This is a genomic window from Kitasatospora sp. NPDC101157 (assembly GCF_044768255.1).
Lineage (GTDB): Bacteria > Actinomycetota > Actinomycetes > Streptomycetales > Streptomycetaceae > Kitasatospora.
In genome coordinates this window covers 22,722-40,892 of the sequence record NZ_JBIWPL010000029.1, presented here as the reverse complement: position 1 = coordinate 40,892, position 18,171 = coordinate 22,722, and the positions used below count along the sequence as shown (strand labels likewise).

The 18,171-nt window shown below is 72.6% G+C and carries 17 protein-coding genes and 1 pseudogene; 17 read left to right on the top strand and 1 reads right to left on the bottom strand.

All coding sequences use genetic code 11. From position 1 onward, the window contains the following. Window positions 1-109: 109 nt before the first annotated feature. From rplS to ACIRVF_RS36270, 12 genes and pseudogenes are all read left to right on the top strand, one after another. Window positions 110-460, top strand: a complete 351-nt coding sequence (gene rplS, locus ACIRVF_RS36325; RefSeq protein ID WP_030243502.1) for a 50S ribosomal protein L19 — start codon at window positions 110-112, stop codon at window positions 458-460. A gap of 77 nt (window positions 461-537) precedes the next feature. Beyond that, entirely contained in the window at window positions 538-1,503 is a 966-nt protein-coding gene (gene lepB / locus ACIRVF_RS36320; protein ID WP_402827924.1) for a signal peptidase I, read from the top strand. A gap of 265 nt (window positions 1,504-1,768) precedes the next feature. After that, window positions 1,769-2,521, top strand: coding sequence for a signal peptidase I (gene lepB / locus ACIRVF_RS36315; protein WP_402827921.1), 753 nt, complete (start codon window positions 1,769-1,771; stop codon window positions 2,519-2,521). A 242-nt stretch (window positions 2,522-2,763) separates the two neighbouring features. Continuing rightward, window positions 2,764-3,768, top strand: coding sequence for a signal peptidase I (gene lepB, locus ACIRVF_RS36310; protein ID WP_402827918.1), 1,005 nt, complete (start codon window positions 2,764-2,766; stop codon window positions 3,766-3,768). A gap of 145 nt (window positions 3,769-3,913) precedes the next feature. After that, the gene (gene lepB / locus ACIRVF_RS36305; protein WP_402827916.1) at window positions 3,914-4,666 is read left to right on the top strand and encodes a signal peptidase I; all 753 of its coding nucleotides are present in this window, start codon (window positions 3,914-3,916) and stop codon (window positions 4,664-4,666) included. 112 nt (window positions 4,667-4,778) lie between these two features. Then, entirely contained in the window at window positions 4,779-5,252 is a 474-nt protein-coding gene (locus ACIRVF_RS36300) for an NUDIX hydrolase (RefSeq protein WP_402827913.1), read from the top strand. Between the two features lie 55 nt (window positions 5,253-5,307). Then, window positions 5,308-5,634: a DUF2469 domain-containing protein gene (locus tag ACIRVF_RS36295; RefSeq protein WP_030056781.1), complete on the top strand. Its 327-nt coding sequence runs from the start codon at window positions 5,308-5,310 to the stop codon at window positions 5,632-5,634. 168 nt (window positions 5,635-5,802) lie between these two features. Continuing rightward, a complete protein-coding gene (locus ACIRVF_RS36290) occupies window positions 5,803-6,306 on the top strand; it encodes a YraN family protein (RefSeq protein WP_402827910.1) in 504 nt (167 codons plus the stop codon). A gap of 1 nt (window position 6,307) precedes the next feature. Then, window positions 6,308-8,014 carry a YifB family Mg chelatase-like AAA ATPase gene (locus ACIRVF_RS36285; RefSeq protein ID WP_402827907.1) on the top strand — a complete coding sequence of 569 codons (1,707 nt, stop codon included), beginning with the start codon at window positions 6,308-6,310 and terminating at the stop codon, window positions 8,012-8,014. Then, window positions 8,011-9,270, top strand: a complete 1,260-nt coding sequence (gene dprA, locus ACIRVF_RS36280; RefSeq protein WP_402827905.1) for a DNA-processing protein DprA — start codon at window positions 8,011-8,013, stop codon at window positions 9,268-9,270. The genes ACIRVF_RS36285 and dprA overlap by 4 nt, the downstream gene beginning before the upstream one ends. Before the next feature lie 774 nt (window positions 9,271-10,044). Further along, window positions 10,045-10,800, top strand: a pseudogene (gene whiG, locus ACIRVF_RS36275) (RNA polymerase sigma factor WhiG); the annotation flags it as partial. Window positions 10,801-10,911: 111 nt separating this feature from the next. After that, window positions 10,912-11,496, top strand: a complete 585-nt coding sequence (locus tag ACIRVF_RS36270; protein WP_402828042.1) for a TetR/AcrR family transcriptional regulator — start codon at window positions 10,912-10,914, stop codon at window positions 11,494-11,496. A gap of 117 nt (window positions 11,497-11,613) precedes the next feature. On the opposite strand, the gene ACIRVF_RS36265 is transcribed toward ACIRVF_RS36270, so the two are convergent. After that, entirely contained in the window at window positions 11,614-11,958 is a 345-nt protein-coding gene (locus tag ACIRVF_RS36265) for a peptidoglycan DD-metalloendopeptidase family protein (protein WP_402827903.1), read from the bottom strand. A gap of 1,041 nt (window positions 11,959-12,999) precedes the next feature. Between ACIRVF_RS36265 and rpsB the strand changes: the two genes are divergently transcribed. The 5 genes from rpsB (at window position 13,000) to ACIRVF_RS36240 (ending at window position 18,038) form a co-directional block, all read left to right on the top strand. After that, window positions 13,000-13,842 carry a 30S ribosomal protein S2 gene (gene rpsB / locus ACIRVF_RS36260; RefSeq protein WP_402827901.1) on the top strand — a complete coding sequence of 281 codons (843 nt, stop codon included), beginning with the start codon at window positions 13,000-13,002 and terminating at the stop codon, window positions 13,840-13,842. Window positions 13,843-13,971: 129 nt separating this feature from the next. Next, entirely contained in the window at window positions 13,972-14,811 is an 840-nt protein-coding gene (tsf, locus tag ACIRVF_RS36255) for a translation elongation factor Ts (RefSeq protein WP_402827898.1), read from the top strand. A gap of 261 nt (window positions 14,812-15,072) precedes the next feature. Next, a complete protein-coding gene (gene pyrH / locus ACIRVF_RS36250) occupies window positions 15,073-15,837 on the top strand; it encodes a UMP kinase (RefSeq protein WP_030056790.1) in 765 nt (254 codons plus the stop codon). 96 nt (window positions 15,838-15,933) lie between these two features. After that, window positions 15,934-16,491, top strand: coding sequence for a ribosome recycling factor (gene frr, locus ACIRVF_RS36245; protein ID WP_380417258.1), 558 nt, complete (start codon window positions 15,934-15,936; stop codon window positions 16,489-16,491). A 299-nt stretch (window positions 16,492-16,790) separates the two neighbouring features. Then, the gene (locus ACIRVF_RS36240; RefSeq protein ID WP_402828039.1) at window positions 16,791-18,038 is read left to right on the top strand and encodes a phosphatidate cytidylyltransferase; all 1,248 of its coding nucleotides are present in this window, start codon (window positions 16,791-16,793) and stop codon (window positions 18,036-18,038) included. Window positions 18,039-18,171: the final 133 nt, after the last annotated feature.

Genomic DNA, 18,171 nt, shown 5'->3' with positions numbered 1-18,171 from the left:
ACCGGCGCCCCCGCCACGGGGGGATCGCCGCCAGCCGATGCGGCCCGCAGCAGACCCCATTGTGACGAACTTCCGTGGGCGGCCCGTGGCGCCTGCGATGGAGAGCAACATGAGCAACAAGCTCGCTGCTGTCGACGCGGCCTCGCTGCGCACCGACATCCCGGCCTTCCGCGCCGGTGACACCCTGAAGGTTCACGTCCGGGTCATCGAGGGCAACCGCTCCCGTGTCCAGGTCTTCCAGGGCGTCGTCATCCGCCGCCACGGCGCCGGCGTCGGTGAGACCTTCACCGTTCGCAAGGTCAGCTTCAACGTCGGCGTGGAGCGCACCTTCCCGGTGCACACCCCGGTCGTCGAGAAGATCGAGGTCGTGACCCGCGGTGCGGTTCGCCGCGCCAAGCTGTACTACCTGCGTGACCTCCGCGGCAAGGCCGCGAAGATCAAGGAGAAGCGCGACCGCTGATCCACCGGCCCCCGGCCACGCCGGGGGATCGGAGCGCTCAGAAGGGCCGGGCCACCGCAAGGTAAGCTCAGCGCCCGATGAGCACGCACGAACCACCCGCGGACCGCGACAGCAGTCCCGTACCCACCGGTGCGGACTCGCTGTCGCGGTCCGCGGTCGTTTCCGGGCCGGAGCCGTCCCCGGAACGGGAGGCGACGCCGGGCGGCGGTCCAGTGCCGGGCGATGGTGTGCCGCCGGCCGACGGCTCGGTGCCCGGGCAGGGTGAGAACCGACCCGAGGAGCAGTCCGACGGTCGGCCCGAGGAGCAGTCCGAGGAGCAGTCCGAGGCGGCGGAGAAGGGTGACGAGGACGACGAGTCCGAGCCCGGGCGTTCGCGCTCCCGGGACCTGCTGCTGTTGGCCGGGATCTGCCTGGCGGCCCTGCTCCTGGTGAACGCGTTCGTCGCCCGGCCCTTCACGGTGCCCTCCGGCTCGATGGAGGACACCCTGCAGCCCGGCGACCGGTTGATCGCCAACCAGTTCGCCTACGCCTTCGGCGGCCACCCCCAGCGGGGCGACATCGTGGTCTTCGACGGAACGGGCTGCTTCCTCCCCGAGTCGGCCGAGCAGCCGGGGTTCTGGGACAACGTGCGTTCGGTCGGCCGGGACCTCGGGTTGGTCCCGGCCGGGGACACGGTCTACGTCAAGCGCGTGATCGGCGTCGGCGGAGACCGGGTGCGGAGCACCGGCCCGGGTGCGCCGCTCACCGTCAACGGCGTACCGGTGGACGAGGCCTCCTATCTGGCCCCGGGAGACCAGCCGTCCGACGTGGCCTTCGACGTGGTGGTGCCGGGTGGCGAGCTGTTCGTGCTGGGCGACCACCGGAGCGCCTCCCGGGACTCGCGCGACCACCTCGGGGAGCCCGGTGGCGGCTTCGTGCCCGAGGACAAGGTGATCGGGCGGGCGGACTGGGTGGTGTACCCGTTCTCGCGCCTGACCGGATTGGACCGGCCCTCGGCCTTCACCGCGGTCGCGGGAACGGGTGGTCATGGGAACCAGGGGTAGGGGGCGGGTCACCGACCGCCCGGCCCCGGAGCCGGAGCCGAAGCGGCGGGGAGGTGCGGGCGAGCGCGAGAGCGGGGCAGGTCGGACCGGGGCCGGGCCCGTCCGTTCCGTCGGGTCCTTCGACCCCGTGGATTCCGCGCATCCAGCCGAGCCGGCCGCGTCGGTCGCACCGGTCCGAGGCCGCGCCGAGCGCCGTCGCAGTGCCCGGCGGGCGGCCCGCCGTCGCAAGCGCTCGCTGCTGCGGGAGTTCCCGCTGATCATCCTGGTGGCCCTGCTGGTGGCGCTGGTGATCAAGACCTTCATGATCCAGGTGTTCGTGATCCCCTCGGGCTCGATGGAGCAGACCATCCAGGTCGGGGACCGGGTGCTGGTGGACAAGTTGACCCCCTGGTTCGGCAGTGAGCCGCAGCGCGGCGACGTGGTGGTGTTCAAGGACCCGGGTGGCTGGCTGGAGAGCGATCGCAAGCCGTCCCACGACGGTCCGGTACTGAGCGGCGCCAAGCAGGCACTGACCTTCGTCGGACTGCTGCCGTCCGACAACGAACAGGACCTGATCAAGCGCGTGATCGGCATCGGCGGGGACACCGTCGAGTGCTGCGACGCGCAGGGGCGGCTCACCGTCAACGGCCACCCGGTGGAGGAGCCGTACCTCGCGCCGGGCAACCCGCCCTCCCGGCAGCCGTTCAAGGTGACGGTGCCGAAGGGGCGCCTGTGGGTCATGGGTGACCACCGGGACGTCTCCGCCGACTCCCGCTTCCACATGGGCAATCCGGGGCAGGGCACCGTCCCGCTGACCGACGTGGTCGGTCGCGCGTTCGTGATCGCCTGGCCGCTGGACCGCTTCCATCAACTCGATGAGCCGAGTTCACTCTCCTCTCTCGCCGCGACGTCGCAGCCCGGCGGAACTACGCCGGAATCGATGGGCGTTGGGCCGGTTCCAACGGAACCTCCGCTCGTTATGGGTGTGTTGGGCATCCTTCCGCTCGTCTTTCGCCGGCCCGGGCGGCCTCCGAAGTGAGCCGCTTCGGCCGTTGGACGGCCGGACAGCGCGTGTGGAACCGCGAGCCGGATGCCCTGGAGTGATAGAGAAGTGCAGGTGCGGCCGGGAGTGGTCCCGGCCGTGCGTCGAGGCCGGGTTGGTGTCAGGGAAGTCCGCCGTGGGCAACCCCGAGGCGTTCACGGTCGTGGCGAGCGTGGTGCCCGCTGTGCGGCACTCTGAGCGCGGGCGCGCGGGCGTCCGCACAGCAGGGAGGAGACGTTGTGGGGGATTTGGTGATCGGTGCCCGCTCAGGTGCCGGGGAACCCGAGGGCCCGGGCGGCCGGGTGAACCGGGCCGCCGAGTCCTCGGCACCGTCGGCGGCGGTCGAGGACGCGGCCGCCCAGAACGCTGACGAGCACGGCACCGGGGCGGACCGCCCTTCGGAGCCGCAGCGGCCGGAGGGCGAGCAGGTGGACGAGTCGGGTTCGGAGGCGCCGGCCAAGCCGCGCAAGCAGCGCTCCTTCCTGAAGGAGCTGCCGATCCTGATCGGCATCGCGCTGATCCTCGCGCTGGTGATCAAGACCTTCTTCGTCCAGGCGTTCTCCATTCCGTCCGAGTCGATGCAGAACACCCTGCAGGTCGGCGACCGCGTGCTGGTGGACAAACTGACCCCCTGGTTCGGATCCGAGCCCGAGCGCGGTGACGTCGTGGTGTTCCACGACCCGGGCGGCTGGCTGAACGACGAGCCGACCCAGCAGAGCAGCAACTCCTTCGTCCGCGGCGTGCAGGACGTGCTCAGCTTCGTCGGGCTGATGCCGTCCGCCAACGAGAAGGACCTGATCAAGCGGGTCATCGCGGTCGGCGGCGACACCGTCGAGTGCAAGGACGACGGACCGGTCAAGGTCAACGGTGTCGCCCTCAACGAGCCGTACATCTACGCGGGCAACACCCCCTGCGGGACCCAGCCCTTCGGCCCGGTGAAGGTGCCGAACGGCCGGATCTGGGTGATGGGCGACCACCGCGCCGACTCGCTGGACTCCCGCTTCCACATGGACCAGCCGGGTGGCGGAACGGTGCCGGTGGACAACGTGATCGGGCGGGCCTTCGTGGTGGCCTGGCCGGTGAGCCACTGGTCCACGCTCCCGGTGCCGGACACCTTCGACCAGAAGGGCCTGGCGGCGGCCTTGCCGGTCGCGCCCCCCGCGGTCGGTGTGGTGGGTGCCGTCGCCCTGCTTCCGCTGGTGCGTCGGGTGCGGAACCGGAAGGAGCGCCGGAGGGTGTCCTGAGCTCCATCTGGTCGCCCCCGACTCTTGCGCGGGCCGTGGTACCGACGAGTAATCTGCTCGGACGTGCCACGGCCCGTCGGCGTTCGCGCCCGAGCCACCGGCGTGCCAGTGGTGTTCTCCGGTCGGCCAGAGGTGGACGGTGTCGATGAGCAGTGTCGTGGAACAGTCGGCCGACCATCCGGAGGCGTCGGCCCGGCCCCGCCGCGGGCCCGCCGCGGTACTGCAGGGCATCGCGCTCGCGCTCGGGCTGCTGATGATGATCGGTGGCTTCGCCCTCATCGCGGTCGACTACCGGCCGTACAAGATCCCCACCGCCTCGATGCACCCGACGCTCCAGGCCGGCGACACCGTGCTCGCCCGCAAGACCGACGGCGGTGCGATCGGCCGGGGCGACGTGGTGGTCTTCCGCGACCAGGCCTGGGGCGGAGAGCTCATGGTCAAGCGGGTGGTGGCGGTCGGCGGTGACACCGTCGCCACCACCGCGGACGACCACCGGCTGACGGTCAACGGAAAGCCGGTGGACGAGCCGTACCTGGCGAGCCAGGGCCGCCAGGGCGAGTCCTTCAGCGTGACGGTGCCGCAGGGACGGCTGTTCCTGCTCGGCGACAACCGGGTCGGCTCGCTCGACTCCCGCACGCATCTGGAGGTCGACGGCGGGACCGTCCCGGCCACCGAGGTCGAGGCCAGGGTCGAGGCCACCCTGCTGCCCTTCGGCCGGGCCGGCCTGCTGGACCGGACCACGGCCTTCGACGGCTTCGCGGGCCCGAAGGCCACCGGTCCCGGGCCGCTGGCGCCGGCCGCCTACACGAGCGTTGCGGGCGCGGCGCTGATCGTCGTGACCTCGGCGGTGGGCGGGGTGGCGGGCCTGGCACGCCGGATCCGGGGGCGCAGCTCCTGAGCGCGGCCGTCGCCCGCCGGCCCGCTCTGCCGAACATCGCCCCGGACGGACGCGCCGGGTGGCAGGATCGGTAGCGCCACCGATGCGAACGGAAGGAGCGTGGAGCGCTGCCATGACTGCACAGCGCCGCAGGGCCGCACGGATCCTGCTGCTGGACGGGCTGGACCGCATCCTCCTCTTCCTGGGCGCCGACCCGGCGGTGCCCGACGAGACGTGGTGGTTCACGCCCGGGGGCGGCTTGGAGCCGGGGGAGGACGTGCGCGAGGCGGCCGAGCGGGAGCTCGCGGAGGAGACCGGCTTGCGGGATGTGGACCTAGGGCCCTTGGTGGCGTACGGCACGGTGTCGTTCTCCTTTCGGGGAAAGCGCTACGAGCAGGAACAGTGGTTCCACCTGGCCCGGACCACGGAGACGGGTCTGGACCACTCGCGGATGGGCGAGGACGAGCACGCCCAGCTGCTCGCGGCGCGCTGGTGGACGGTCGAGGAACTGCGCGGGACGGCCGAGACGGTCTACCCGGCCGGGCTGGCGGACTTCCTGGGGCGACTGCTGGCGGAGGGCCCGCCGGTCGATCCGGTACGGCTCTGAGCGTGGGTGCGGTGGTCCACAATGGGTGGACGTGACAAGTTGAGGGGACGCCTGGATGAGTGCCGAAGATCTCGAAAAGTACGAGACCGAGATGGAGCTCAAGCTCTACCGGGAGTACCGGGACGTCGTCGGCCTGTTCAAGTACGTGATCGAGACCGAGCGACGGTTCTACCTCACCAACGACTACGAGCTGCAGGTGCACTCGGTCCAGGGCGAGGTGTTCTTCGAGGTGTCGATGGCGGATGCGTGGGTCTGGGACATGTACCGGCCGGCCCGGTTCGTCCGCAAGGTCCGGGTGCTGACCTTCAAGGACGTGAACATCGAGGAACTCGCGAAGAGCGATCTGGAGCTGCCCTCGGACGAGTCCGGCTTCGGGAACTGACGTTGGACGACCCCGTCCCGCGTTGTCCAGCCGAATTTCGCCCGGCGGGGGCTTCTCACCCCTGCGGGTGACAAGAGTTATCCACAGGCCGGAGTTATCCACAGGGAAACGGAATTTCCCGACCCCGGCCCGCACGGTGGTGCAGCCTCCTCGGCGGAGGTGGTCATCGTGCAGAACACCGTCGTGCAGGACCAGGCCGTACCGAACGCGGCCGCAACCGGGGCGGACGCCGGAGCCGAGCCGGACCGCAGCACCAGGAACGGGCTCGGCCGCTACGGGGAGCGGGTCGCCGCCCGTCACCTCGCGGAGTCCGGGCTCCGCATCCTCGACCGCAACTGGCGCTGCGCCGAGGGCGAGCTGGACATCGTCGCCCTCGACGGCGACACCGTCGCCGTCTGCGAGGTGAAGACCCGCTCCGAGCGCGGCTTCCAACAACCCAGCGAGGCCATCGACCGGGCCAAGGCCGCCCGGTTGCAACGGCTCGCCGAGCGCTGGCTGGCCGAACGCTGGCCCGGGCACTTCGCCCGGCTGGCCGGGCCCGGGTACGACCCCGGGCCGTCCGATCCGCAGTGGCCGCCCGCCCCGCCGGGAGGGGTGCGGATCGACCTGGTCGCCGTGGTCAACCGGGCGCGGGGTGCGGCCCTGGTCGACCACCTGCGGGGGGTGGTCTGAGATGGCCTTCGCCCGCACCTGTTCCGTCGCGCTGGTCGGGGTCGACGGAGTGATCGTCGAGGTCCAGGCCGATCTGGAGCCCGGGGTGGCCGCGTTCACCCTGGTCGGCCTGCCCGACAAGGCGCTGACCGAGGCCCGCGACCGGGTCCGCGCCGCGGTCTGCAACAGCGGGGAGGCCTGGCCCCAGCGCAAGCTGACCGTCGGCCTCAGCCCCGCCTCGGTCCCCAAGAGCGGAAGCGGTTTCGACCTCGCGGTGGCCTGTGCCGTGCTGGCCGCGGCCGAGCGGCTCGACCCCTCCGCCATCGCCGACCTGCTGCTCATCGGCGAGCTGGGGCTGGACGGCCGGGTGCGGCCGGTCCGCGGGGTGCTGCCGTCGGTGCTGGCCGCCGCCGACGCCGGGTACGAACGGGTCGTGGTCGCCGAGCAGACGGCACCCGAGGCCTCGCTCGTTCCCGGGGTGACGGTGATCGGGGTCCGCAGCCTGCGCCAGCTCGTCGCCGTGCTGACCGGGGCGGCGGAACCGGAGGAGCCGCCCGACCCGATGGGCGGCCGACCGGATCCGCTGATGGCCGGCCTGATGCTCCCCAGCGCGGGAGTCCGGGGCCTGCCCGACGACCGGACGCTGCGCCTCGACATGGCCGACGTGGCCGGTCAGTACGAGGCCCGGCGAGCCCTGGAGATCGCCGCCGCCGGAGGACATCACATCTACCTCAAGGGCCCGCCGGGCGCGGGCAAGACGATGCTGGCGGAGCGGCTGCCTTCGCTGCTCCCGCCGCTGACCCAGAAGGAGGCGCTGGAGGTCACCGCCGTCCACTCGGTGGCGGGCCTGCTCCCGGCCGGGCGCCCACTGATCGACAGCGCACCCTACTGCGCCCCGCACCACTCCACCACGATGCCCGCGATCGTCGGTGGCGGGAGCGGCCTGCCGAGACCCGGCGCGGTGTCCCTCGCCCATCGGGGCGTGCTCTTTCTGGACGAGGCGCCCGAGTTCCCCGTGCGGGTGCTCGACGCGCTGCGCCAGCCGCTGGAGTCGGGCGAGGTGGTGATCGCCCGTTCGGCCGGATCGCTCCGGCTCCCGGCCCGGTTCCTCCTGTGCCTGGCGGCGAACCCCTGTCCGTGCGGCCGGTACTCGCGGCGGGGCGAGGGCTGCGAGTGCACTCCGGCCATGGTCAGCCGGTACCAGGGGCGGCTCTCCGGGCCGCTGCTGGACCGGGTCGACCTCCAGGTCCAGGTCGCCCCGGTGACCAGGATCGAGCTCATGGAGCGGGACGCCACGGCGGAGAGCACCGGGACCGTCGCGGCCCGGGTGCTGGCCGCCAGGGAACGCGCGGCGGCCCGGCTGGAGCACACCCCCTGGCGGACCAACGCAGAAGTGCCCGGCCACGAGCTGCGGACCCGGTGGCAGCTCGGGGACGGCGCGCTCAACGACGTGGCGCGTCAGCTGGAACGCGGCCTGCTGACCGCCCGGGGCCTGGACCGGGTGCTGAGGGTCGCCTGGACGGTCGCCGATCTGGCCGGCCGCGACCGACCGGACCAACAGGACGTGCGTACCGCCCTGGTCCTGCGCACCGGCGTCGAGCAGGGGCTCCCGCTCTCCGGACGCGTCCCCGGCCGACTCGGGAGCATCCCGGCCCAGCGCCGGAGCGGCCCGGACGACTGGCCCGCAGCGGGGACGAAACCCTCTGCGAACGACGAGGAGGCGGCATGAACCAGCTGTTGGGAGACGCGGCTCAGGCACCCCAAGCACCGCAGGCACCGCAGGCACTGCACGCATCCCAGGCACCGCAGGCACCGCAGGCATCCCGGGCGGCAAGACCGGCCGCCACCGGCCCGTCGGCCGGCCAGGAACCGGAGCGTCTCGCCCGGGCCCTGCTCAGTCGGCTCAGCGAACCGGGCGACGCGGTGGTCGGCCGCTGGCTCGGTCGACTCCCGGCCGCGGAGGTGGTCCGGGCGATCCGGGACGGCACCGTCCCCGACCATCCCGGGCTGGACTCCGCCCGGCTGGCCGGCTACCAGGCACGGCTCCCGGGCCTGGCCCCGGCGGACGACCTGAAACGGGTACGGGACGCCGGTGGACGCTTCATCATTCCGGGGGACACCGAATGGCCCAGTCAACTGGACGACCTGGGCGACGGACGCCCGATCGGGCTCTGGACCACCGGCACCGGTTCACTGCGGCTGCTCGCCCTCCGCTCGGTGGCGGTGGTGGGCTCGCGGGCCTGCACGGCCTACGGCGCCCATGTCGCGGGCGAGCTCTCGGCCCAGCTGGCCGAGCGCGGCTGGGTCGTGGTGTCCGGAGCCGCGTACGGGATCGACGCGGCGGCCCACCGCGGGGCGCTGGCCGTCGGCGGGATGACCGTCGCCGTGCTCGCCTGCGGCGTCGACGTGGCCTACCCGAAGGGGAACGCCGCACTGATCCGGCGGATCGGCGTCCAAGGCCTGCTGGTCAGCGAACTCCCGCCCGGGGAGCATCCGAACCGGTTCCGCTTCGTGCTCCGAAACCGTGTCATCGCAGCACTGACCCGGGGCACCGTGGTGGTCGAGGCGGCCCTGCGCAGCGGAGCCCTGAGCACGGCCAGACGGGCGCGCGACCTCAACCGCCACACGATGGGCGTCGCCGGCCCCGTCACCTCGGAGCTCTCCGCAGGGGTGCACGCCCTGATCCGCAGCGGAGGCGCCACGCTGGTCACCGACGCGACCGAGGTCACCGAGCTGGTCGGTGCGATCGGGGACGACCTGGCTCCGCAGCGAAGCGGCCCGGTGCTGCCACGGGACCTGCTGGAGCCGGCGGTGGCCCGGGTCCTGGAGGCCGTCCCGGCCACGGCGGAGGGCGCTCCGGTCGAGCGACTGGCCCGCCAGTCCGGGCTCCCGCCGGACGAGGTCCTGCAGCGGCTCTACGAGTTGGTCTCGCTCGGCTTCGTGGAGCGGCACGGTGCGCACTGGCGCGTGGTGCGGAGGAGGTGATCATCGGAGAAGCGAACACGGGTGCGCCCGGGGGAGGCGGGCCGGAACGGCCCGGCTGACCTGCTGATCAGGTCCTTCCGCTCGTGTGGCCGGATCCGGTGGGCCAAGGCCACCGGATCGAGGGACGACCGAGCGGCGGTAGCGCTTTGCAGCGAGTCGGTCACGCTACGCTCCACATGCCTTCCCTATCAGCACATGACTCGGCAGAACGGCGCAGACCAACGTATGCCCACACACATTCCCGGACACAGAGTGACCGGTGGCGCCCGGTCCTCGGGAGGGCCGCGCACCGAGCGGCGCCCCGTGACCGAGTTCCCGCCCAAGTCGGCGGGGACGATGGGAGGCCTGTCGCGCCAGGGCGGCCGGCCGACGGTGGTGCCGGGGCAGCCGGCCGACACGGCCAGGGACGTCGACGCCGCGCCCGGCGCTGACGCTGCCCACGGCGCTGACACCGCGCCCGGCGCTGACGCTGCCCACGGCGCTGACGCCGCACGCGGCGCTGACACCGCGCCCGGCTCCGGCGCCGCCCACCCCGGCGCGGCACCGGACGCCGAGCCGGCGCACGGCACCGGAGCGCCCCACGGTGCGGGGGCGGTCGCCGAGGCGGACGCGCCCGGCGGTGCGGCCGTGGAGCGCGCTCCCCGGCTGCCGTCGAGCGCTCCCGCACCGGACGCCACCTCCCCACCCGTCTCCCGGCTCCGCCGGGAACGGGCAGGCGACGGCAAGGGCGAGGGCACGGGCTCGGCCGCCCGGGACACCGGCGCCCAGGGGCGTAGCGCGCTCGAAGAGCTCTGGCGCTCGTACAAGGAGACCGGCGACCAGCGGCTGCGGGAGCAGCTGATCCTGCACTACTCACCACTCGTCAAGTACGTGGCGGGCCGGGTCGGGGTCGGTCTGCCCTCCAACGTGGAGCAGGCCGACTTCGTCTCCTCCGGAGTCTTCGGCCTGATCGACGCGATCGAGAAGTTCGACATCAACCGCGCCATCAAGTTCGAGACCTACGCGATCAGCCGCATCCGCGGCGCGATCATCGACGAGCTGCGCGCCCTGGACTGGATCCCCCGCTCGGTGCGGCAGAAGGCGAAGGCCGTCGAACGGACGTACGCGACGCTGGAGGCCCGGCTGCGCCGGACGCCGCACGACCCCGAGGTCGCGGCAGAGATGGGCATCGCGATCGAGGACCTGCACGCGATCTTCAGTCAGTTGTCGCTCGCCAACGTGGTGGCCCTGGACGAGCTGCTGCACCCCGTGGGGGAGGGCGGCGACCGGCTGAGCCTGATGGACACCCTGGAGGACCACGGCGCGGACGATCCGGTCGAGGTGGCCGAGGACCGCGAGCTGCGCAGGCTGCTGGCCCAGGCGGTGAACACCCTCCCCGAGCGGGAGAAGACCGTGGTGACGCTCTACTACTACGAGGGCCTCACCCTCGCCGAGATCGGACAGGTGCTGGGGGTGACGGAGAGCCGGGTGAGCCAGATCCACACCAAGTCCGTCCTCCAGCTGCGCGCCAAGCTCTCGGACATCCGGTAGCCGGCGCCGGGGCCGCCCTGCGGGCCCGCCCTCGCCTGAATGCGCGGCGCCGTATCGGCCGCAGGTAGGGCTCCGTACAGTGGGAGCGTGCCGAAGATCCGAGCGGCCACGGTGGCCGAGCATCGCCAGCTGCAGCGGGCAGCCCTCCTCGACGCTGCCCGCACCCTGCTCGTCGAGGGCGGCATGGAGGCCCTGACCTTCCCCGCCCTCGCGGCCCGCACCGGGCTGGCGCGCTCCTCGGTCTACGAGTACTTCCGCTCCCGCGCCGCCGTCGTCGAGGCGCTGTGTGAGGTGGACTTCCCGCTCTGGGCGGCCGAGATCGAGGCCGGAATGGCGAGCTGCGACACCGCCGCCGGGCGGATCGAGGCGTACGTCCGGGGCCAGCTGGCACTGGCCGGGGACCCGAGGCACCGCGCGGTGATGGCCATCTCGGCGGTGGAACTCGACGAGGCCGCGCGCGAGCGCATCCGGGCCGCGCACGCGGGACTCGTCGGGCTGGTCGTCCAGGCCCTGGAGGACCTCGGCCACGAGCAGCCAAGGCTCGCCGCCGCACTGTTGCAGGGAGTGGTGGAGGCCGCCGTCCGCCGGGCCGAGCAGTTCGCCGCGGGGGACCGCGGGGGTTGTCCGGTCGAGTCCGCCGAGGCGGTCGCCGACGCCGCCGTCGCCCTGGCGCTCCACGGCCTCGACCGCGGCTGAACCGCGGCTGAACCGCGGCTGAACCGCGGCTGAACCGCGGCCGGGTTCCGACCAGCTGCCCCATGAAGCCCCTGCGGCTACGCCCCCGGCCTACGGCCCCGCCCCCGTGCCCCGCCCCTACGACCCCGCGCCGCCCAGCGGCAGCAGGCGGGCTCGACCCGTGCCGAGCAGGGCCAACGGGTCGAGGTAGTGGCCGCCGCGCAACAGCCCCCAGTGCAGACAGTCGCGCTCCCGGCAGTGCCGCCCGTTCGGGGCGAGCCGCCCGACCACCTGCCCGGCGGCCACCGCGGTGCCGACCGGGAGGGTGCCGGTGACGGGCAGGTAGGTGGTCCGTAGCGGGGGTGTCCCGGAACCGGGATGGGAGACGGTCACCACCGGCCGCCCCGCCACCAGCCCGGAGAACGTGATCACCCCGGCGGCCGCGGCCCGCACCTCCACCCCGGGCGCGGCGGCGAGGTCCACGCCCCGGTGTCCGGCCGCCCAGGGCTTCGCAGGTGGTTCGAACCGCCCCACCACCCCCTCGGGCCCGCCCACCGGCCAGGCCCGCGCCGCACCCCGGGAAGAGCCCTCACCCCCAGCCGCCGCACCCCCGGCCGCCGCGCCCCCAGTCGGCGCACCCCCGGCCGCCGCACCCCCAGTCGGCGCACCCCCGGCTGCCCATCCCGCCCCGGGCACCCCCACGACACCCATCAGAGTGAGCGTCACCCCCACCACCATCCCGGTGCACGCCCGCCGATTCCTACTTCGATTCCCGCTTCGAAGCCGGGTACGGACCCAGCCGCGAACCCCGCCGCGCACCCCGCGGACCCCGCTTCGCACCTCACTGCGCCCAGTCATGCCCCGAGGCTGGTCGTCCCTCGCCTCCCGCACCACCCACTTCCGGATTCCTGTGGACAAACCGCCCCCGTCTCCGTGCGCCATCCCCCGGACGGGTGTACGGACACCGCCATCCGGTGTACAAACGGCATACGAGGACCGGTCAACGGGCAGACCGCCGACCAGTCGGCCACCGCTCTCCACCCTCCGCGGCTTCGCCCGCCGCAGCCGTTCCCAAGCTCCCCACCGGCCCTCCCTGGCCCGGCAGCGGTTCCGCCGTGAGCTCCGCCGTGAGCTCCGCCGCGAGCCCCGCAGAGGTTCCGGCCACAGCGCGGCCACACCCCGGCCGCGGGCCTTCCGGCGCCCGCGAAGTCGCTCGCCGCTCGGCGCTTCCCGTACACTTCACACGCGACCCGGTCCACCGGGTCGACTTCGCACGCCCCGCCACCGGCGGTCGGACGCGGTTCGTCCGCAGCCCCGCCAGGTGCGAGTGCCGCTCGGTCCGCCGAGCCCGACCGGTCCCCGGACCGAGCGGGTGGAAGCGGCTCGGCACGATCGGGGCGTCAGGCGTGGCTGTCACCTGGCCGCCACGGACAAACCGAGCCTGACCCGGCCGTAGGCGATCACCCAACGGGAAACCCCCGCGGGACCGCCGCAGTCGGGCCGTAACACCTGAGGAGAACGGCCATGGCCGTCGTCACGATGCGGGAGCTGCTGGAGAGCGGCGTCCACTTCGGTCACCAGACCCGCCGCTGGAACCCGAAGATGAAGCGCTTCATCATCACCGAGCGCAACGGCATCTACATCATCGACCTGCTGCAGTCGCTGAACTACATCGACCGCGCCTTCGAGTTCATCAAGGAGACCGTTGCCCACGGCGGCAGCGTCCTCTTCGTCGGCACGAAGAAGCAGGCCCAGGAGGCCATCGCCGAGCAGGCCACCCGCGTGGGCATGCCCTACGTGAACCAGCGCTGGCTCGGCGGCATGCTGACCAACTTCTCGACCGTCTACAAGCGTCTGCAGCGCCTCAAGGAGCTCGGCGAGCTGGACTTCTCGGACGTGGCCGGCTCCGGCCTCACCAAGAAGGAGCTCCTGGTCCTCCAGCGCGAGCACGACAAGCTGGAGAAGACCCTCGGCGGTATCCGCGACATGCAGCGCGTTCCCAGCGCCGTCTGGATCGTGGACACCAAGAAGGAGCACATCGCGGTCGGCGAGGCCCGGAAGCTCAACATCCCGGTCGTCGCCATCCTCGACACCAACTGCGACCCGGACGAGGTCGACTACAAGATCCCGGGCAACGACGACGCGATCCGCTCCGTCACCCTGCTGACCCGCGTGATCGCCGACGCCGTGGCCGAGGGCCTGAAGGCCCGCGCCGGTGTCGCCAAGGGCGACACCAAGGCCGAGCCGGGCGCCGACCAGCCGCTGGCCGACTGGGAGAAGGACCTCATCGAGGGCGAGAAGAAGGCCGAGGAGGCCCCCGCCGCCGCCGAGGCTCCCGCCGCCGAGGCGCCGGCCGAGCAGGCCTGACGTACCAAGGGTGAGGGGCACCCGCCGGTACGACACCGGCGGGTGCCCCTCTCTCCCGCGTCGGGGCCGAACCATCGGGCCCGGCGCATCCCCACGCAGACACGCGAGACGCGAGAAGAGATTCACACCATGGCGAACTTCACCGCCGCGGACGTCAAGAAGCTCCGTGAGCTCACCGGCGCCGGCATGATGGACTGCAAGAAGGCCCTGGACGAGGCCGAGGGCAACGTCGAGAAGGCCGTCGAGCTCCTGCGCATCAAGGGCCAGAAGGGCGTTGCCAAGCGCGAGGGCCGCGACGCCTCCAACGGCGCCGTCGCCGCGCTGATCGCCGAGGACAAGAAGTCCGGCGTTCTGGTCGAGCTGAACTGCGAGACCGACTTCGTCGCCAAGGGCGACAAGTTCGTCGAGGTCGCCGACGCGATCGCCGCCCACGTCGCCAAGAGCGCCCCGGCCGACCTGGACGCCGCCCTGGCTTCCGAGATCGAGGCCGGCAAGACCGTCCAGCAGTTCGTGGACGAGGCCAACGCGACCCTGGGCGAGAAGATCGTCTTCCGTCGCTTCGCCCAGTTCGACGGTGACGGCTTCGTCGCGGTCTACCTGCACAAGACCAGCCCCGACCTCCCGCCGGCCGTCGGCGTCCTGGTCGAGCTGGACAAGGAGAACGCCGAGGTCGCCAAGGACGTCGCGCAGCACATCGCCGCCTTCGCGCCGAAGTACCTGTCCCGCGAGGACATCCCGGCCGAGGAGCTGGAGAACGAGCGCCGCGTCGCCGAGGCCACCGCTCGCGAGGAGGGCAAGCCGGAGGCCGCCCTGCCGAAGATCGTCGAGGGTCGCGTCACCGGCTTCGTGAAGGAGAACTCCGTCCTGGAGCAGGCCTTCGCGAAGGACAACAAGAAGACCGTCGCCAAGGTCCTCGACGAGGCCGGCGTCACCCTCAAGCGCTTCGCCCGCTTCCGCGTCGGCGCCTGAGCCACGTTCCACCTGGTCCCCGGCCCCTCTAGGCTGGGAACCGCCCCCGCCCGCTGACCAGGGCGGGCGGAACGCCGAACGGGCTCACCCAGCGCCAACCGTCCATGGGCGGGCCGCTTCGGCACCATGAACGACGAGGAGGCCATTGCCGTGCAGGACACCGAACCGGTTCCCGCGGCAGTGGCCTCCTCGCGTGTACGCGCAGGCCGGGTATCCGCACACCCAGGCCTGTGAGCCAGCAGGTGCAAAAAGGAGAAGTCCATGCAGGAGACGCAGGAGACCGCGCAGGACCCGAAGGCGGGCTCGCGCCGCCGGGTGCTGCTCAAGCTGTCCGGTGAGGCCTTCGCCGGTGGCGGCGGGCTCGGCGTCGACCCGGACGTCGTGCACGCGATCGCCCGCGAGATCGCCACGGTCGTCCGCGCCGGTACCGAGGTCGCGGTGGTCATCGGCGGCGGCAACTTCTTCCGTGGCGCGGAGCTCCAGGTCCGTGGCATGGACCGGGCCCGCTCGGACTACATGGGCATGCTCGGCACCGTCATGAACTGCCTGGCGCTGCAGGACTTCCTGGTCAAGGAAGGGATCGAGACCCGGGTCCAGACCGCCATCACCATGGGCCAGGTCGCCGAGCCGTACCTGCCGCTGCGCGCCGTCCGGCACCTGGAGAAGGGCCGTGTGGTGATCTTCGGTGCCGGTATGGGCATGCCGTACTTCTCCACCGACACCACGGCCGTCCAGCGCGCCCTGGAGATCCACGCCGACGTCCTGCTGATGGGCAAGAACGGCGTGGACGGCGTCTACGACTCCGACCCCCGGACCAACCCGGACGCGGTGAAGTTCGACGCGCTGGAGTACTCCGAGGTCATCGCGCGCGACCTCAAGGTCGCCGACCTCACCGCGATCACGCTGTGCAAGGACAACAACCTCCCGATGCTGGTCTTCGAACTGCTGGCGGAGGGCAATATCGCGCGTGCGGTGAAGAGTGAGAAGATCGGCACACTCATCAGCCAGGATTCTGTCCGGGCCTGAGCAGCAGCCAGCCGTACGGGACGGCGTCCGCCGTGACCGGCCCCGATGCCGACACCGGTCGGGACAACAGCAGATGAACCGGACAGGGAGATCACAGTGATCGAAGAGACCCTCCTCGAAGCCGAGGAGAAGATGGAGAAGGCCGTCGTCGTCGCCAAGGACGACCTGGCGGCCATCCGCACCGGCCGTGCCCACCCGGCGATGTTCGCCAAGATCGTCGCCGAGTACTACGGCGCCGTGACGCCGATCAACCAGCTGGCCTCGTTCTCGGTGCCGGAGCCCCGGATGGCGGTCGTCTCGCCGTTCGACAAGACCGCCCTGAAGGCCATCGAGCAGGCGATCCGCGACTCGGACCTGGGCGTGAACCCGTCGAACGACGGCTCGATCATCCGGGTGGTGCTGCCCGAGCTGACCGAGGAGCGCCGCCGCGAGTTCATCAAGATCGCCCGCACCAAGGGCGAGGACGCCAAGGTCTCGATCCGTTCGGTGCGCCGCAAGGCCAAGGACGCCATCGACAAGCTGGTCAAGGACGGCGAGGTCGGCGAGGACGACGGCCGTCGTGCCGAGAAGGAGCTCGACGACACCACGGCCAAGTACGTGGCCCAGGTCGACGAGCTGCTGAAGCACAAGGAAGCCGAGCTGCTCGAAGTCTGATGAACGACGCCCCTGACGCCCCTGGCTACTGGGGCCCGTCCGACCAGCAGTTCCAGCCCTACCGTCCGGCGCCGCAGCCGCAGGCACCCCGTACCCCGGCCCACCCGGCGCCGGGGTACGGCGAGCATCCGGCGCCGGACCGGGGCCGGCCCCTCCCGGGGCACCCCGGCCACCCGGGCGGCCAGGCCGCCGCCCACCAGGGTGCGCCGGGTGGTGTCCCGGGGGACGAGGGCGTCCGTTCGGATCACCCGCAGCAGCCTCCGGTGTACTGGGGCGGCGACGCGGAGGAGACTCAGGTCATGCCTCCCGTACCGGCCGACCCCGGCCCGCACCCCGGCGCGCCCGGCCTGTACCCGGCTCCGGGTCAGCCGTCGGCGCCCGGCCGGCACGCGGCGCCCGGACGGCCGTCGGACCCCGGCCGGTCGGCCGATCCGGCCGCGGACCGGGCGCCCCGGGAGGCCGGTCGCCGATCCGGTGGCCCGCTGTTCCGGGACGAGCGGCCCGAGCCGGCGCCGCCGGGCGCGTCGGAGACGGTCGTGCTGCGCGCGATACCCGACGACGCCCCCTCCGCCCCCGGCCACGGCGTCCCGCCGCATCCGGGGGCTCCGGTGCATCCCGCGCCGCCGCAGAGCCACCACCGGGCGGCCGGGCAGCCCGCCTTCGTGCCGTCGTCCCATCCAGGGCAGGAGACACCAGTGGCCGCCCAGCCCGCCCCGCAGCCGGAGCCGCGCAAGCAGCGCGGCGGCCGTAACCTCCAGGCCGCCATAGGCGTGGGAGTGGGCCTCGGCGTGGTGATCGTCGCCTCGCTGTTCGTGGTGAAGGCGCTCTTCCTGTTCGTCGTGATGGCCGCGGTGGCGGTCGGCAGCTGGGAGCTGACCTCCCGGCTCGCCGAGCGCAAGCAGATCAAGGCCCCGCTGGTCCCGCTCGTGGTGGGCGGCGTCGCGATGGTCGCCTGCGGCTACTGGGCCGGCGTCCAGTGGGCCGCTGCCTCGCTGGCGCTGACCGGGCTGGCGGTGATGGTCTGGCGGATGGCCCAGCCGCCGGAGAACTACCTCCGGGACATAACGGCGGGCGTGTTCACCGCCTTCTACGTGCCGTTCCTGGCGACCTTCGTGGCGATGATGCTGGCCGCCGACGACGGCCCCCAGCGGATCGTGCTCTTCCTGATCGTCACGATCTGCAGCGACACCGGCGCCTACGCGGTGGGCTACAAGTTCGGCCGGACCAAGCTGGCCCCGACGATCAGCCCCGGCAAGACACGCGAGGGCCTGGCCGGCGGCATCGGCCTGTCGATGCTGGCGGGTGCCCTGCTGATGCAGCTGATCATCGACGGCGGCAGCTGGTGGCAGGGCCTGATCCTGGGCGGCTGCGCGGCGGTCACCGCGACCCTGGGCGACCTGGGCGAGTCGATGATCAAGCGCGACCTCGGGATCAAGGACATGGGCACCCTGCTGCCCGGCCACGGCGGCATCATGGACCGGCTGGACTCGCTGCTGCCGACCGCCCCGGTGGTCTGGCTGCTGCTGGCCGCCTTCGTCGGAAGCTGACCCGCGGACCCGGTTCCGCGGGGGGGGGCCCCCCCGCCCCCCCCCCCCCGGCCCCCCCCCCGCGCCCCCCCCCCCCCCACCCAACCACAACCCCCCCCCACCCCCCAGACGGCCGGGCCCCCCCCCCCCCCCC

Coding starts and splice junctions, on each gene's coding strand:
- rpsB (WP_402827901.1), top strand. CDS start 13,000: ATGGCCGTCGTCACGATGCGGGAGCTGCTGGAGAGCGGCGTCCACTTC.
- ACIRVF_RS36285 (WP_402827907.1), top strand. CDS start 6,308: ATGGCCTTCGCCCGCACCTGTTCCGTCGCGCTGGTCGGGGTCGACGGA.
- ACIRVF_RS36240 (WP_402828039.1), top strand. CDS start 16,791: ATGCCTCCCGTACCGGCCGACCCCGGCCCGCACCCCGGCGCGCCCGGC.
- ACIRVF_RS36300 (WP_402827913.1), top strand. CDS start 4,779: ATGACTGCACAGCGCCGCAGGGCCGCACGGATCCTGCTGCTGGACGGG.
- lepB (WP_402827924.1), top strand. CDS start 538: ATGAGCACGCACGAACCACCCGCGGACCGCGACAGCAGTCCCGTACCC.
- lepB (WP_402827916.1), top strand. CDS start 3,914: ATGAGCAGTGTCGTGGAACAGTCGGCCGACCATCCGGAGGCGTCGGCC.
- tsf (WP_402827898.1), top strand. CDS start 13,972: ATGGCGAACTTCACCGCCGCGGACGTCAAGAAGCTCCGTGAGCTCACC.
- rplS (WP_030243502.1), top strand. CDS start 110: ATGAGCAACAAGCTCGCTGCTGTCGACGCGGCCTCGCTGCGCACCGAC.
- ACIRVF_RS36295 (WP_030056781.1), top strand. CDS start 5,308: ATGAGTGCCGAAGATCTCGAAAAGTACGAGACCGAGATGGAGCTCAAG.
- dprA (WP_402827905.1), top strand. CDS start 8,011: ATGAACCAGCTGTTGGGAGACGCGGCTCAGGCACCCCAAGCACCGCAG.
- pyrH (WP_030056790.1), top strand. CDS start 15,073: ATGCAGGAGACGCAGGAGACCGCGCAGGACCCGAAGGCGGGCTCGCGC.